Below are 14901 nucleotides of genomic sequence, written 5' to 3'. Positions count from 1 at the left end.
TCGGGCGAGCCGTTGGCGTCGACCGAACCCGGACAGGAACCACCTACGACTAACCTCGGCTTGTCGCTCGCCCGAGGGGGTGGAATGCCCGATCTCGTTGCTCAGGGGCGGGAAGCCATCAAGAGGCACGACTGGGACGAGGCCCGTGAGGCGCTCTCGAAGGCCGATCACGATGAGGGCCTCAGCCCCGATGACCTCGTGGCGCTCGGCGATGCCCTGTGGTGGAGCGCTCACACCGACGAGGCGGTCGCCACCTTCGAACGCGCCTACTCCGCGTTCATCGCCGAGGAGCGTCCCACCGACGCGGCGGCGGTAGCCGCCCTGCTCTCCTACCTCGCTTTCCGCCGGCTCAAGGAGTCGGTCGGCGCCGGCTGGATGGCTCGCGCCGAGAGTCTCGTCGAGGGCCAACCCGAATCGACGGGGCACGGCTGGGTGAAGCTGCTCCACGCCGCCGGCGCCCTGATCATGGGGAGCGACTTCGAGCGGGGCATCGAGGCCGCCGAGGAGGCCATCGCGATCGCCCGACGCCAGGGGGTCCGCGGGCTGCAGTCGATGGCGATGAGCTTCAAGGGCTACGGCCTGATCGAAGGCGGCGACTGGCGCGAGGGGATCCGGGTCATCGACGAGGCCGCGGTGATGGCGATGTCCCAGGAGGAGGATCTCCGCGCCACCAGCGACGTCTACTGCAACACCATCGCCGCCTGCCGCAACCTCGCCGATTACCGCCGGGCTGGCGAGTGGACCGAGGAGGCCGAACGGTGGATGCGCACCCATTCGGTGGGCGGCTACCCCGGCGTATGCCAGGTCCATCGCGCCGAGTTGAAGCGGCTCCACGGGTCCTGGCCGGAGGCCGAGCGGGAAGCCCGGACCGCCTGCGCCGAGCTGGAACGGTTCCGGCTCAACGATGCAATCGGCTCCGCCCACTATGAGATCGGCGAGGTGAGGCGTCGCATGGGCGACATCGAGGGAGCGGAGCAGGCCTACATGGAGGCATACGAGCGAGGCCATTCCGCCCAGCCCGGGTATGCCCTGCTCATGCGCGACCAGGGCAAGCTCGAAGAGGCGGAGCGGGCCATCGTCGGGGCGCTCAGCGCCGTCGGCGGTGCTGAGACCACCGCGGCCCTGCGCCGCGCCTCGCTGTTGCCGGCCCGGGTGGAGATCGCCCTGGCGGCGGGCGACCTCGAGACCGCCCGGGCAGAGGTCGCCACGCTGGAGAGGTTGACGGAACCCTTCGAGAGCCCGGCGTGGCGGGCGACGGCGCTCACCTGCCGGGGATCGGTGCAGCTCCACGATGACGAGCCTGGCGCCGCCACGGAGTCGCTCGGGCAGGCGTGGCGGTTGTGGCAGGAGATCGACCTGCCGTACGAGGCCGCCCTCGCCCGCACCATGCTGGGGCGGGCACGCCGTGCCGCCGGTGACGAGACCGGGGCGATGCTCGAATTCCGCTCGGCCCGCTCGACCTTCGAGCAGTTGGGAGCCGCCGCCGATCTTCGCGGCCTCGACAACCTGGGTGCCACGGTCGGCATCCAGACGCAGGAGTCGACCCGCCGCCGGGTCCTCAAGACCTTCGTCTTCAGTGACATCGTCACCTCCACCGACCTGATCGGACTCATCGGCGATGCCGCCTGGGAGGAACTGCTCACCTGGCACGACCGGGTGCTGCGTCACGAGATCGAGAGCGCCGGTGGCGAGGTGGTGCGGCACACCGGGGACGGGTTCTTTGCATCGTTCGACGACGCCCGGAAGGCCATCGACAGCGCCGTCGCCATCCAGCGACGGCTGGCGGCTCACCGTCGCGAGCACGGATTCGCCCCGTCGGTGCGCATCGGAATGCATCTTGCCGAGGCCACCCGCCAGGGGACAGACTACTCGGGGCACGGGGTCCACGCCGCCGCCCGGGTGGGATCCCTGGCGGGGGGCGATGAGATCCTCGCCTCGGCCGACACGGTGGAAGCGGCGGGAACCATCCCCTTCCCGTTGAGTGAGGCCCGTACCGTCGACCTCAAGGGGATCGCCGACCCGATCGGCGTCCACGTCGTCGACTGGCACTGATCCGCGGGCATCAACGGTCGCCGGGCCGGGGTCAGCCCCGATATCCGCCCATCTCGTTGGCCAGCACCCAGGCCACCACTGCCCCGGCGCCACGGTAGGGGCGGAACCTCCCGCTACGGCAGTTCCACCACTAGCCCCGCGACCTCTCGGTCGATCACTGTGATCGGAGTCGCCTCTGCGAGCGAACGCACAAGACCGGCCTCGCTGTAATAGCCGAGAAACACCTCGTCGGGGTAGGAAGAACACGGAAAGCCCGGCTGGCCGCAGTGGGTGTAGAAGGAAATGACATACCGATCGGCCGGGAGATCCAGGATGAACTCACCGTTGATCCTGGCATTGGCGTCGCCGTACCCGCCGGCGTCTCCGTGGGCGAACACGAAGACGTCGGCGACGTCGATGGCCTGGCTCTCGACCCTTCCACTGATGGATGGCCCGCAGTCAGTGGGCGGGCCGACGCCCACGGAGTCGACACCGAGCTCCATGGTGGCGGCCTCGAATCCAACGAATCCCACCCAAGTGCCCCAGCGAGCGTGGCAGAGCACGTACTCGCCGTGGACCCAAACCCCGGAACCATCGGGGTCAAGGGCTGCCCCGAAGTAGTCGCCGTACTTGTTACGGCCCAGCGCGTCGAGCTGATTCTGGCTCGCCTCTCCCCGCTTGAGCACCGCGTGCGGGCGCAGCTCCCCGGGCGGGTCGTCGGCAAGCCGTCCCGTGTACAACGCCGAGGGATACATATCGGGACTCGACTGGGCGAACACCACCACTAGATTGCCTTCGTCATCGACCTCAAGGGCCGGGTAAGAGAGCCATGCGCCCGGCACCTCAAGGAAGTACTCCTCGACCTGGTCGACCTGGTCGGGAAAGTCGCGAACGTCGAGCCGGACGATCTTGATGGCCGAGCGCAGGTCGTTCGGCGGTGCCACGGCAACCACCCTGGCCACCCACAGATACCCGCTCTGGTATACGGGACGGTCGGAGATCCACGCCTGGTCGATCAGCACCGCCGGAGCGTCACCGGGCTGCTCGGCGTCGACGGGTCGCTCGCACTCTCCAGGGAGTTCGACGGTTCGAACCGTGAGGTCGGGGTCACCCGGCGGGCCGGAGATGGCGAACAACACGAGGTCGCAGGTGCCCTCGCCGACGACGCCGGCGAGAAAGAACGGCGCGGCGGCATCGGCGGGATTCGAGTACTTCGCCGGGAGCAGATTCTGAGTGAACGCACCCGGGCCCCAGGCTCCCTTCTCAAGCGGGAAGTCTCGCCACGAGGTGACGGGGCCGCCGGCGAGGAGGACCTCCTTGTCGAGGACCCTGATTAGCTGGTACTCGGTTCGCTCGTCGGAGAAGCGCTCCATCTGGACCCCGATCACGACATAGGGACCGTTGACAGCCAGTGCCGGGTAGTCCGGGAAATGCGCCTTGTCGTGGGGTCCCTCACTGGTCAGCCGGAGCCGTGCGTCAAGGTCGAATGAGTTCCAATCGGCGCTGCCGAGCGAACCGGGGCTCTCCGTCTTCGACACCAATAGGTGGAGCGTCGACAGACAATCGTCTGGCGGACAGTTCAGTTCGAAACCCTGTACGACCACGAAGAACCTCCGACTTGTGTGGTCGAATACCAATCGGGGGTCGCCCACGGCACTGGTGGAAGATGCGCGAGCGAAACTCCTCAATGAGGTATCAGCGAGCGGCGTTCCGGTGTCGGTGAACAGTCGCAAGAAGTCGTTGGTGACGATGAGGACCCGATCGTCGCTGACGGCCAAGGTCGCGTCGGGCACGATCGCGCCCCGCGACTCGCCCCCGGGAAACTGCCGCCTCAGTGCGAGGGCACCAACGGGCAGGTAACCGTCGTCCGCCATGGCTACCAAAGTGGTGGTCGACATCTCCGTCGTCGTCGTACCGAGATCGGTGGTCGTGGTCAACCCACCGGTGGACGCCGAAGGAACGATGGTCGTCACCGTCTCGGCCGTTGTCCCGGAGCACGCCTGCCCGAAGACCATGAGTAGGGCAGCCGCGGCGACATTCCGCATGGCGCGAGATGGTACGCGCCGAACCGGGCGCGCGCTCCGATCGCCTCCGTGGCGTGAAAGGGCCTCGTTGGGGCTCGCCCGCAACGCTCAGGTTCGCGTCGTCGCCTGAGGATCAGGCCTCAGCCCCGATGTCCGCCCATCTCGTTGGCCAGCACCCAGGCCACCACTGCGCCGGCGCGGATCTCTTCGGTCTCCGAGGTGCCGGCGGCTACCGATGAGGAGCCGGTTTCGCCCTTTTCGGGGCGGGCTTCGATGATCGCCCGCAGCCGCTTCTGCCAGCGTTCGAAGTTGGCCTCCCGCAGGTCGACCCAGCCCTTGGCCGCCCAACGGTCCCGGTCGGCGGCGGTCACCGCCACGGTGTCCTCCCCGGGCATTTCGGGGATCCGCAACCGGGGGCCCCGGCGGAGGGTGTCGCCGTCGGACTCGAGGATGGGGATGCCCAGGGACACGATCGTGTCGCTAAGCCCCGCCCGGCGGTCCAGCAACTGGGTCACCTCCCGGCTCAACTCGGCCGGGGTCGCCTGGAGCGCACCGGGGATGGTCCCCTGGCACATCCCGATCAACTCCGCCTCCCACAACAGTTTGGACAACTCGGGCGGGCCCAGTTGGCCCAGCGCCACGCTGTGGGTCTTGGTCTCGCGTTCCAGCCACTCCAGGCGGGTCAACACCCGGGACCGCAGCACCCCGCCCCGGTACGAGGGGTCCATCACCGCTCCGTCGATGGCGGCGATCAGGTCGTGGCCGGTGCTGGCGCCGGTGATCTCCCGCAGGCACACCGCCGCCACCTCCTCGGGGGTGACCAGCTCCATCTGGCCCAACTCGGTGATCGCCTCGAACTCGCCCTTGGTGAACACCCCGTTCTCCCCGGTGTCCACCACCGGCAACTGCAGGTCGAACAGCGGGGTGAAGTCTTTCGAATCCCGATGCAGGTCGAGGCGCTCCCCCAGCGGCTCCCGCACCCCCTGGTAGCACCACACGGTCTCGCCCCGCTCCCGGATCGTCCGGTGCTCCACATTGCGGTAGCCGATCAGGGCGCCCGGCTTCACTTCCTTGACGTTCGGGCCGCCCGGGGTGCGGGCCATCAGGAACAGCAGCCCGGTGTGGGCGAAACCCACCGCAGTCTTGCCCAGCAGCTTGGCCGAAGGGCGGTCCTCGCTGTGGGTGTAGGGCACGTTGAGGCCCATCCCCCCGGTGCCGGTGGTGCCCACCTTCAGGTACAGGCGGGTGCCGGCGTCGCGCATCGCCCGCTCGAGGATCATCACATGGCGCACCAGTTGGGGCACCGCGATCGACAGGATCAGCGACTGGATGTGGTCGGGGAGATCATCTGGGTTCTGGCCTGCGAGGAGGGATTCGGCGTCGCGTTCGGCGATCACCGCCGCGGTCGACACGTCCTGATACGAGATGGCGGTGGCGGTGTTCACCGCATCGACGATCACATCGGGGCGGTACTTGCGGATGAGGGCGGCGAGATGGGAACGCTCGTAGGCGGCGTCGATCGGGCCCAGCATGTCGTCGAACACCTGGCGGCGGGCGTCCGGGTCATCGAGAAGTTGCCTCCGTGGCATGTGGCAGAGGCCTTCGGCGAGGAAGATGTCGCCGCACTCGCCAACGATGTCGACGCCGTTCGGGGCGACCTGTTGCAGGGCATCGACGGCTTCTTGGGCCTCGGGTTCGGTGAGGGTGGCGAGGATGAGTCTCCAGTCGCCAGTCTCCAGTCTCCAGCCTTCCGCAAGAGAAGAGTCGTGTCCACGCGCACGCTGTCTCCGCTGCCCCCCTCCCCCGCCTTCGGCGGGTACTCCCCCCGTCTGCGACGGGGGGAGACGCAGAATCTGGCGAGCTACTTCGGTGCCCACCATGCCGCCGCCGCCGAGGATCAGGAACGTGCGGTCCATTGGCCCCCTCTGGTGTTTCTCTCCCTGGTTGTACGGGATCGGGGGTCGGCGGCCTAGGGGCATTGGGCCTTGTGCGCGTCGAATTTCGGCGGGCAGCAACGTGTCACACCCTGGAGAGACGATGCCCCTCCATTCGATCAGGAGCCGAATATGTCCTTGCCCGACCCGTCACTGCGGGCCCTGTATGCTCGCCTCGAGGAGGTCCTTGGTGCCGACCACGCCCAGACCCTGATGACCCGTCTCCCCTCCCCGCCCGACGAGCTGGCCAAGAAGGCCGACGTCGACCGCCAGTTCGAGGCGGTCGGGGTCCGCTTCGACAACCTCCAGCAGCGGTTTGACGGGCTCGAGAAGCGGTTCAACGGGATGGAGCAGCGGTTCGAGCGCCGCTTCGAGCGGATCGAGGATCGGCTCGATCGCATGGACGAGAACATGCACCACATGTTCGAAATGATGCAGAAGCACCTGAAGACCAACACCACCGTGATGGTGACCGCCATGACGGCCCTCACCGCCATCTACGGGGGAATGCTGGTCGCCTTCGTGGCGTAAGCGGGCCTCGCTGGCGCTCGGCCGGCAATTCGCGATGCGCGACGCGTTGGGCCGGTGTCAGGGCACTAGCGGCACGGGATCGACACCCTTCCCTCGGGTGCCACTGTTTGTAATGGTTTCCACCCTCTCCCGGAAGAAGGGGATTCTGACTAGAATCATGGTCATGAAAGTCCTCCCGCTCACCGAGGTCAAGGCCAAGCTCTCCGAGGTCGTCGACGAGCTCACCGAGACCCAGGAACGGGTCACCATCACCCGCAACGGGCGCCCGGTGGCCGTACTGGTCGGTTGCGACGACCTCGAAGCGATCGAAGAGACCCTTGAGATCCTCTCCGACCCCAGCCTCGTCGCGGAACTCGAGGCCGGCCGGGCGGCCCTCGCCCGCGGAGAAGTCGTCGGCCGAACCGAAATGGAGGCGCTGCGAGAGCAACTCCGATCCGCCACCAGTGACTCCGCCTGACCTGGAACTGTTTGTCGCCGCCCCGGCGCGGCGCGCCCTCGATCGCATCCCCGCCAAGGTGGCGGTCGCGGTGCTGGACTTCATGCTCGGGCCCCTGACCGAGAACCCGGAGCGGGTCGGCAAGCCGCTGCGCGGCGACCTCGCCGGCCTGTTCAGTGCACGGGTGGGGGCGTATCGCGTCGTATACGAGATCGACCGGGCCGCCGGCAGGGTGCTGGTGGTGTTGATCGACCATCGGGTCGACATCTACCGGCCCAGGTAGAAGCCAGATGGCGTCTCCCGCGGGGCCGCCCTTCGACGCATCCCACCAACAAGGTCGGCTCCCCCGACGGGGAGCCGACCTTCCAACCAGTATCTGATCGGGTTACGGAACGACGGTGTTGCCGGTCGCCGTACCGGCTGCGCTATAGACGTCCTGAGTATCCGAGTTGAACTTCGGCCCGTACATCGACTTCTTGTCGTTCCGGTACTTGTACGAGTTCACCGAGATCAGGATCCCCTCACCATCACTCTCGACGAAGTCCTTGAACCAGGGTCCGCCCGAGGCGCCGCCCGTCATGTCGCAGCCGAGCTTGTAGGTCTGGTTGCTGAGTTGGGTGTCGAAGCCGACGCCCCCGGCGCAATAGACCAGATCGGTGCCGTCATACGGACTGGCGTGCGGGTATCCGAAGGCGTAGACCTTCGTGCCGCTCGCCACGTCGGTGAACACTATGTCCTGGGTCCCCAGGCTCTCGGCCAGCGTGCTCCCGTTGTGGCCGCCATCACCCAGCACCGCGAAGGCGAAGTCGTGAACGATCGCCTGCTCGTTGAAGCCGCCCGCAGTGGCGAAACCGGAGTGCACTACCAGCGCCTCCGCCGTCCAGCACCCATAAAGCGTGCCGCTGCAGAACGAACCGTCGGTGGTCAACGCCGCCGGCGAGGCATCGTAGTTGGGGATGAACATCCAGTTGGTGGCGAACCCAACGCCGCCGGTCGCGTTGTCGTAGACGCAGTGGCCCGCGGTGAGCACCAGTGACTCGCCCGACCTCCCGTCAACCACGAGGCTCGCCGAGCACACGTAGTAGCTGGTGCCCAAAGCGAAGAGCACCTTGCCGGTGGTATCGGCGACGGTGCCGCCGCCGTTCCACGAGGCGCCCGTCACCGTGGTGCCGTCGCCGCCGCCACCGCCAGGTCCGCCTCCCGGTGTGCCCGGGGGCTTGGCCAGCTTGTAGCGGCCGCTGGCGGGTTCGAAGTAGAAGTCGCGCGGCACCGCCTGCGCCACCCGCTCGGGCGTCCAGAAGTCGATGATGCGCTGGTGCTCGGATCGGGCGGCATCGCCCTGGCCTCCGGCGCCGGTGAGCACCGGGAGCGCGACGATGATCATGGCGAATGCGACGAGAACGCGCCTTACGCGTGACACAGTGCCCTCCTCCTTGGTGAGTGCCGCAAGCGTAGGCCATCGAAGACCGCTATGGGGGGTGATTTCTTGAGTAGTCACTTCCCGGGCACCGTCGCCGGAATGCCCGCAGGGTCGCTCACTTCGTTCGCTTGGCCGCCCCCTCCGGCTGCCTGGCTTACCGCCCGCAAACTAGGAGGGCACCGTCGCCGGAATGCTCGCAGGGTCAGCTGCCCCCTCCGCCTCGCTCCGCTCGGCACCTCCCCCGGAATACCGGGGGAGGACGCTCTGGGTCAGCTGCCCCTCCGCCTCGCTCCGCTCGGCACCTCCCCCGGAATACCGGGGGAGGACGACGGGGAGTGACAGTTCGAAGACGGTCCAGCCGTCTTCGTGGCGGTAGGTGAGGTCGCCGCCCATCAGGCGGGCGAGGTCGCGGGAGATGGTGAGGCCGATGCCCACCGAGCCGGGCTGGCCCACCTCGCCGCGATGCCGGTAATACCGGTCGAACACCTGGGCGGCGGTCGCGTCGTTGAGGGGCGGGCCGTCGTCGCGCACCGCGATGCAGGCCCGGTCGCCGTCGGACTCCACCCGGACCGCCACCGTCGCACCGCCGTACCGCTCGGCGTTGGAGAGAAGGTTCCGCATGATCTGGCGCACCCGTACGCCGTCACCCAGTGCGATCGGCTTGTTCCCGACCACCTCGAAGGCGACCCCGGCGGCCAAGGGCATTCCGGTGAGCAGCCGGCCCACTTCGTCGACGAGGTCGATCTCCATCCGGTTCACCACGAGCTGACCCAACTCGGCTCGGGCACCCACCAGCAGGTCCTCGACGATGTTGGCGAGGTCGGTCGCCTGGTCGGCGATCGTGCCCAGGATCGCGCGCTGCTCCTCAGGATCGGTCTCCTCGCGGCGCAGCAGGTCGGCGTAGCCGAGCACCGAGGTGAGTGGGGTGCGCAGTTCATGGCTCACCGAGGCGAGGAACTCATCCTTCGACACCACCAATTGGCGCATGCGGTCCTCGGCGGCGAACCGTTCGGTGATGTCGATGATCACCACCAGCACTCCCGAGTGGTCGACCTTGCCCCCGATCACCGGGGCGGTCCATTGGCACAGCCCGGCGTAGGTGGCTCCGTCGGCGCGGACGGCCTCGAACTCGAAACGGATGGCGGTCTCCCCCGCCCAGATCGCCTCGAACTGCCGTCGCCAGGCGAGGGCAGCGCTGGCGTTGATCGGCGAGTGAGGATTGACCGCACCGAGCAGGCGTTCGCGTTCAGGTACCCGCCACAGCTCGGCGGCCGCCTGGTTGCAGTCGACCACCCGCACCAGCGAGATCATGTGGTCGAGGGCGCCCCGGTCGGCGGCGAGGTGAAACCCCATGTCCTCGACCCCGAGCGCCTGCAGCTGATCGATCCAATCGACCACCGCACAGAAGTCCACCTCGAGGGTCGCCACCGGGGTCTGGTCGAACAGCAAGTGATAGTGCTGCTCGGTGCGCTCCACCCGTTCCGCCGACAGCGCCTCGATCTCCTGGTTCAGGTTCTGCATCTCGCGCGACGAGATGTCCATCGCCCGCTCCAGCAGGTAGCGGCCCTTGTCGGCGTCGTGATAGAAGGCGTTGACGCGGGCGAGCAGCGCCCGCCAGGCGGTCAGTTCATCGGGAAGAGTGTCGGCATCGAGGCCGAGCCGCCGCAACTGGCGGGCAAACACCGGGTTCATGCCACCTCGCCGAGAGTCGTCAGGGTCATCGTCTGGTTGTGGAGATCGCAGGTCCCCTCTCCGTAGGGGGAGATCTCGCCGTACGAGTAGAAGCCCACCTGGGCGATCCCATCGGGGAGCGCATGGAGTGTCGCCTCCAGCTCGTCTTCAGTGCGCTCGCCCAGCACCAGGCGCCGGCCGACACAGGAGATGGCGACGCTCAGCGACGGCTCGCCCGGGATGCGCCCGACGGCGACAGCAGCGGCGGCCTCGGCTCCGCCGATCAGCCGATCGAACTGCGCCTGCATCAACTGCACCCGATGCCCCTGGGGGACATCGCCGGCGAAGATCAGGCTCTGCGCCTCCTCGTCGATGCCGAGGATGGTCCGCACTAGCTGCTTGTCGTCGCCGGGGGCCCGCACCGCCAGCGGGAACAGCAGACCCGAGGCCGGCAACTCGGCGGCCAGGTCGCCTAGATACTCCTTGTAGAGGGCGAGCACCGGACGCCCATCGAGCTCGTACACCACGTTCCCGGTCGACCGGGTGACGGTTCGCTCGGGGCCGAAGATGTCCCAGCCACCCTTCGAGCCATGACCCACTTCGATCCTGTCGCCGTACAGGCCCACCGCGGTGACGAAGCCTGACGCCGGCTTGCCGTCGACGATCACCCAGGTCCGCTCGAATCGGGAACCATCGCCCGCCAGGCCACCGGTTACCACCACCCCCTCCGGTAGGGAAGCAGTGAGGCCGGCGACCAGGTCGCTGCCGTTGACGTCGAGGCCGTCGCTCAGCACAAACACCGCTCGCAGGCCGTCGCCTCGCAGGCCCTCACCGATCAGCCCACCCGCCAGATACGAGGTGCCGCTGGAGATCTGCTCCGCGGTGACGCGCAGCCGGGTGTGTTCGAACTCGGCGATGGCCACCGCCAGGGTGCCGTCGGCGACCTCAGGTCCGTGGATCTCGCCGGCGGTGGAGCAACCAATGAGGAACCCGCCGAGGCTGGCCAGTTCGACGATCGGATCACAGTCGGCGAGGTATTCGGAGGCCCCAAAGCAGAAGATCAGGGTGCGCGCCGGGTCGACCGTGGGGAACGGGGCGCTCCACCCATCGGCCGCCGAGTAACTGAGGGTATGTACGAGCACGGGATGGTCCTACCTGGGGCGACCACGACTCATCGGCCGAAAGCCGGATCCAATTGAGGCGGAAGAGATGGCGTTCCGGCTACCGGCTACCGGCTACCGGCTACCGGCTTTTGGCTACCGGCTTCCGGGAATGTCCTCTTGCTCGATGGCGGCGGCGAAAGCGCTGGCGTTCGCGGCGTAGTCGGGGTGATTCCGGATCCGAATGGTCAGCGCCCAATCGGAGATCAGTCGCCGGGCGGCTCCAAAGTCTTCCGCCGCGACGAGGTCTCCGATGGTGGATGAGAAATCGCGCAGTTCACCGTCGGTCAACCCGACGATGTCGGCCAAGGCTTCGCGCGTGTTCGCCATCGTGGGGTGCACCGTATCGCGGGCGTGTGACGCGCCCCGGGAAATCGGGTGACAAGATTTCGCACATCCGCAATAGGGGGTTCACACGTCGTTGGTGATCAGATCCTCTAGGGATTCACGGCGGACCACCAGGCGGGCGTTGCCGTCGCGGGCGAAGACGACTGCGGGGCGGCGCATCTTGTTGTAGTTGGAGCCCATCGAGTGGCCGTAGGCACCGGTGACCGGGGTGGCGATGACGTCGCCCACCGCCAGGTCGGCGGGCACCCGGCCATCGCGCACCAGTACGTCGCCCGACTCGCAGTGCTTCCCCACCAGGCGAATCAGCCGGGGGCGATCGGACCCGACCGCACGGGGCAAGAACGTCTCGTACCCGGAGCCGTAGAGCACCGGGCGGGGGTTGTCGCTCATCCCCCCATCCACCGCCACATAGGTGCGCACCCCTGGGATCTCCTTGATGCCGCCCACCGTGTACAGCGTGACCGCGGCCGAGGCGACGATCGCCCGCCCCGGCTCGGCCCACAGGGTGGCCTCGAGGCCCACCGCCCCGGCAGCATGCCGCAGGGTCTCCGCCCACTCGGGGATCGTGGGGGCGGTCTCACCCTCGACATACGCCACACCAAGCCCGCCGCCGATGGCCAGGTCGGGCAGCCCGTATGCCGCGGCGAAGCCGGCGACCGTGCGCAGCCCTTCGGCGTACGACTCCACCCGAAACACCTGGGAACCGAGGTGGCAATGGATGCCGCGCAGGTCGAAAGCGTCCGAAGCCAGCACCCGCTCGATCGCCCGGGCGGCGTCGCCGTTGGCCAGAGTGAACCCGAACTTCGAATCGTCCTGCCCGGTGGCCAGGTACTCGTGGGTGTGGGCCTCCACCCCTGGCGCCACCCGGAGGAACACCGTGGGGGCAGCGCGCCCGCCGGCGACCAGGGCCTCGATGCGGTCGAGCTCGTCGAACCCGTCGACCACCAGGCGCCCCACCCCCTGGTCGAGGGCAGTCTCCAACTCGGACGGCGACTTGTTGTTGCCGTGCACCACCAGGCGATCCGGCGGGACCCCGGCCTCAAGGGCAACGAACATCTCCCCGGCGGTGGCCACGTCGAGCCGCATTCCCGCCTCGTGGGCAAGGCGGGCCATCGCCAGGCAGAGGAACGCCTTGGTGGCGTACACCGCGTGATCCCCGAAGGCGGCGACCGCCTGGCGGCAGCGGTCCCGGATGTGCTGCTCGTCGTAGACGAAGAGGGGGGTGCCGAATTCGGCTGCGAGGGCAAGCGTGTCGCATCCGGCGATCACCAGGTTGCCGTCGTCGCCCACGGACGCGTTGTCGGGAAGGAGGTGCCGGGGCAGCGAGGACACGGCTACTCCCCGAAACGCCGCTCGACCACCTCGAGGATCTCGTCCTCGTGGGTGGAGGCAGCGACGGCGATCTCGTCGGCCCGGGCCAGGTAGTCGTCGCGGGTTCTTTGGTCGGTAAGCCCGGTGGCGTTGATCTTCACGTTGAGGTGAGCCCCCCGCAACGCGGCCCGGACGAGCAACGCGCCGACCCCGGCGTCGCTCACCGACGATGCCAGACCTTCGGCGGCCATCGCCCCGATCACCTCCATCGCTTCGAGCGAGGCCGCCATCACCTGCAGCGGCACTTCGATGGCGCCCCGGGTTGCCGCCTCCACCGCTCCGACCCGAGCGGGATCGTCGCGGGGCGTCCGCATCGCCTCGACCAGGGCGTCGAACGCGGCGGTGTCCTCGTCCACCAGGGCGAGCAGCCGCTGGTGCAGGGCCTTGCCCCGCACGGCCCATGCGGAGAACTCCTCCCACCGATCGTCCCAGCCGCGCTTGTGGGCGGACAAGTTGGCCACCATCGTGCCCAGCGCCGCCCCCAGCGACCCGGCCAGCGCCGCCACCGAACCGCCGCCCGGCGCCGGCGACTCCGACGCCACTGCGTGGACCAAGCCGGTGACCGACTTGTCGACCAGCCGCGAGCCGCCCGCCTCGAGTCGCCATTCGATGATCCGCTGGCGAGGGTCAAACGGGCCGAACTCGTCGAGGCCCATGGACCGGATGGCGAGGTGGACGATCTCCTCGTCAGGGACACCGATGGACCGCTGCTGCCGCCGCAGGTAGAACTCGCCGGCGTCGAGCATCGCCCGCAGCGGCACCATTCCCACGATCTCCGACCCCGTCACCCGCATCCCCCGCGACGCGGCGCTCTCGGCCACCGCCTCGAAGGCGACATGGATCGGGGTGACGCCGATGTCGGTGAGGTTCATCGACACCTGGCAGACCCCGTACTCCTCGATGAACCACCCGATCGCCTTCACCCCGGGCAGCACCCCCGGCTCGTACTCGGGTTCACCGTCGGTGCCGCGGACGATCTCGCCGGTGAGCGGATCCCCCGCTCGCTTCACCCGGCCCCGTTCCCGCACGTCGAAGGCGACCGCATTCGCCCGGCGGGTCGAGGTGGTGTTGAGGTTCACGTTGTAGGCGACGAGGAACTCACGGGCGCCCACCGCGGTGGCACCGGTGCGGGGCTGGAACTCGGAGGGCCCGAAGTCGGGCTGCCACTGCGGGTCGGCGAGCTTCGCCGCCAGGCCCTCGTACTCCCCCGCCCGCACCTCGGCAAGGTTCTGGCGATGTGGAGCCGACGCCGCTTGCTCGTACAGAAAGACCGTGAGCCCGGCCTCGCCGAGCCGACGCGCCGCGTCGCGCGCCAGGGTGGCCACCTCTTCCATGGTGATGTCCCGCACCGGGACGAAGGGGCACACGTCCATCCCCCCGAACCGGGGATGGGCACCGGAGTGGCGGCTCATGTCGATGTGCTCCGCCGCCGCCTGGCCCGCCCGCACCGCCGCCTCCACCACCGAATCTGGCGGCCCGACGAACGTGACCACGGTGCGGTTGGTCGAGGCCCCCGGGTCGACGTCCAGCAGGGTGACCCCCTCGACGGCGGTGATTGCCGCGGCGATCGCCTCGATCACCGCAGGGTCCCGTCCCTCGGAGAAATTTGGAACGCATTCGACAAGAGGCTGGGGCATCGCGAGGAGGGTATTAGGGCCGATGGCGATTGGCGATTGGCGAGTCCGACCCACAGGTCCGGATCCTGGAGCGAACCTCCATTGGTCTGTCTTGGCCCTTTCGGTTGCCGGGCAGCCCGGCAACCGTTTTCCGGAGGCTCGGTCGTCGGAGTGCTCGCAGGGTCAGCTGCCCCCTTCGTCTGCCGGGCTAATCGCCCGTCAGCCACCTCCCCCGGAAGCCGGGGGAGGACGCCTCCTCAACCGGTCGTCGGAGTGCTCGCAGGGGGCTCACTTCGTTCGCTTCGCTGCCCCCTTCGTCTGCCGGGCTAATCGCCCGTCAGCCACCTCCCCCGGAAGCC

Annotated in this window: 12 protein-coding genes; 4 read left to right on the top strand and 8 right to left on the bottom strand. The window is 68.4% G+C overall.

Annotated features, from left to right (window positions below; all coding sequences use genetic code 11):
* Positions 1 to 84 precede the first annotated feature (84 nt).
* Positions 85 to 2052: a hypothetical protein gene (locus WD184_05270; protein ID MEX0826142.1), complete on the top strand. Its 1968-nt coding sequence runs from the start codon at positions 85 to 87 to the stop codon at positions 2050 to 2052.
* A gap of 113 nt (positions 2053 to 2165) precedes the next feature.
* Here the strand turns inward: WD184_05270 and WD184_05265 are convergent, their stop codons facing one another.
* Together WD184_05265 and WD184_05260 are read right to left on the bottom strand one after the other, a co-directional pair.
* On the bottom strand, positions 2166 to 4076 hold the full coding sequence (locus WD184_05265; GenBank protein ID MEX0826141.1) for a hypothetical protein: 1911 nt from the start codon (positions 4074 to 4076) through the stop codon (positions 2166 to 2168).
* Positions 4077 to 4195: 119 nt separating this feature from the next.
* Positions 4196 to 5971 (bottom strand): hypothetical protein, encoded by a 1776-nt coding sequence (locus tag WD184_05260; GenBank protein ID MEX0826140.1) that lies wholly within the window; start codon positions 5969 to 5971, stop codon positions 4196 to 4198.
* A 150-nt stretch (positions 5972 to 6121) separates the two neighbouring features.
* Between WD184_05260 and WD184_05255 the strand changes: the two genes are divergently transcribed.
* The 3 genes from WD184_05255 (at position 6122) to WD184_05245 (ending at position 7239) form a co-directional block, all read left to right on the top strand.
* On the top strand, positions 6122 to 6520 hold the full coding sequence (locus WD184_05255) for a hypothetical protein (protein MEX0826139.1): 399 nt from the start codon (positions 6122 to 6124) through the stop codon (positions 6518 to 6520).
* A gap of 163 nt (positions 6521 to 6683) precedes the next feature.
* Entirely contained in the window at positions 6684 to 6977 is a 294-nt protein-coding gene (locus WD184_05250; GenBank protein MEX0826138.1) for a type II toxin-antitoxin system Phd/YefM family antitoxin, read from the top strand.
* Complete coding sequence (locus WD184_05245) at positions 6964 to 7239, top strand: type II toxin-antitoxin system RelE/ParE family toxin (protein ID MEX0826137.1); 276 nt, start codon at positions 6964 to 6966, stop codon at positions 7237 to 7239. Before WD184_05250 ends, WD184_05245 begins: the two co-directional genes overlap by 14 nt.
* 102 nt (positions 7240 to 7341) lie before the next feature.
* Here the strand turns inward: WD184_05245 and WD184_05240 are convergent, their stop codons facing one another.
* From WD184_05240 to ftcD, 6 genes are all read right to left on the bottom strand, one after another.
* Positions 7342 to 8376 carry a hypothetical protein gene (locus WD184_05240; GenBank protein MEX0826136.1) on the bottom strand — a complete coding sequence of 345 codons (1035 nt, stop codon included), beginning with the start codon at positions 8374 to 8376 and terminating at the stop codon, positions 7342 to 7344.
* 168 nt (positions 8377 to 8544) lie between these two features.
* Positions 8545 to 10068: a HAMP domain-containing sensor histidine kinase gene (locus tag WD184_05235; protein ID MEX0826135.1), complete on the bottom strand. Its 1524-nt coding sequence runs from the start codon at positions 10066 to 10068 to the stop codon at positions 8545 to 8547.
* On the bottom strand, positions 10065 to 11189 hold the full coding sequence (locus WD184_05230; protein MEX0826134.1) for an FIST N-terminal domain-containing protein: 1125 nt from the start codon (positions 11187 to 11189) through the stop codon (positions 10065 to 10067). Before WD184_05230 ends, WD184_05235 begins: the two co-directional genes overlap by 4 nt.
* A 114-nt stretch (positions 11190 to 11303) precedes the next feature.
* Positions 11304 to 11537 (bottom strand): hypothetical protein, encoded by a 234-nt coding sequence (locus WD184_05225; GenBank protein MEX0826133.1) that lies wholly within the window; start codon positions 11535 to 11537, stop codon positions 11304 to 11306.
* A gap of 81 nt (positions 11538 to 11618) precedes the next feature.
* Positions 11619 to 12887, bottom strand: a complete 1269-nt coding sequence (lysA, locus tag WD184_05220; GenBank protein ID MEX0826132.1) for a diaminopimelate decarboxylase — start codon at positions 12885 to 12887, stop codon at positions 11619 to 11621.
* Positions 12888 to 12889: 2 nt separating this feature from the next.
* Positions 12890 to 14563 carry a glutamate formimidoyltransferase gene (ftcD, locus tag WD184_05215; GenBank protein MEX0826131.1) on the bottom strand — a complete coding sequence of 558 codons (1674 nt, stop codon included), beginning with the start codon at positions 14561 to 14563 and terminating at the stop codon, positions 12890 to 12892.
* Positions 14564 to 14901 lie beyond the last annotated feature (338 nt).

The sequence above is a fragment of the Acidimicrobiia bacterium genome, assembly GCA_040878325.1.
Taxonomy (GTDB): Bacteria; Actinomycetota; Acidimicrobiia; order Spongiisociales; family UBA11373; genus JAUYIV01.
This window is presented reverse-complemented; position numbering and strand designations above follow the sequence as displayed.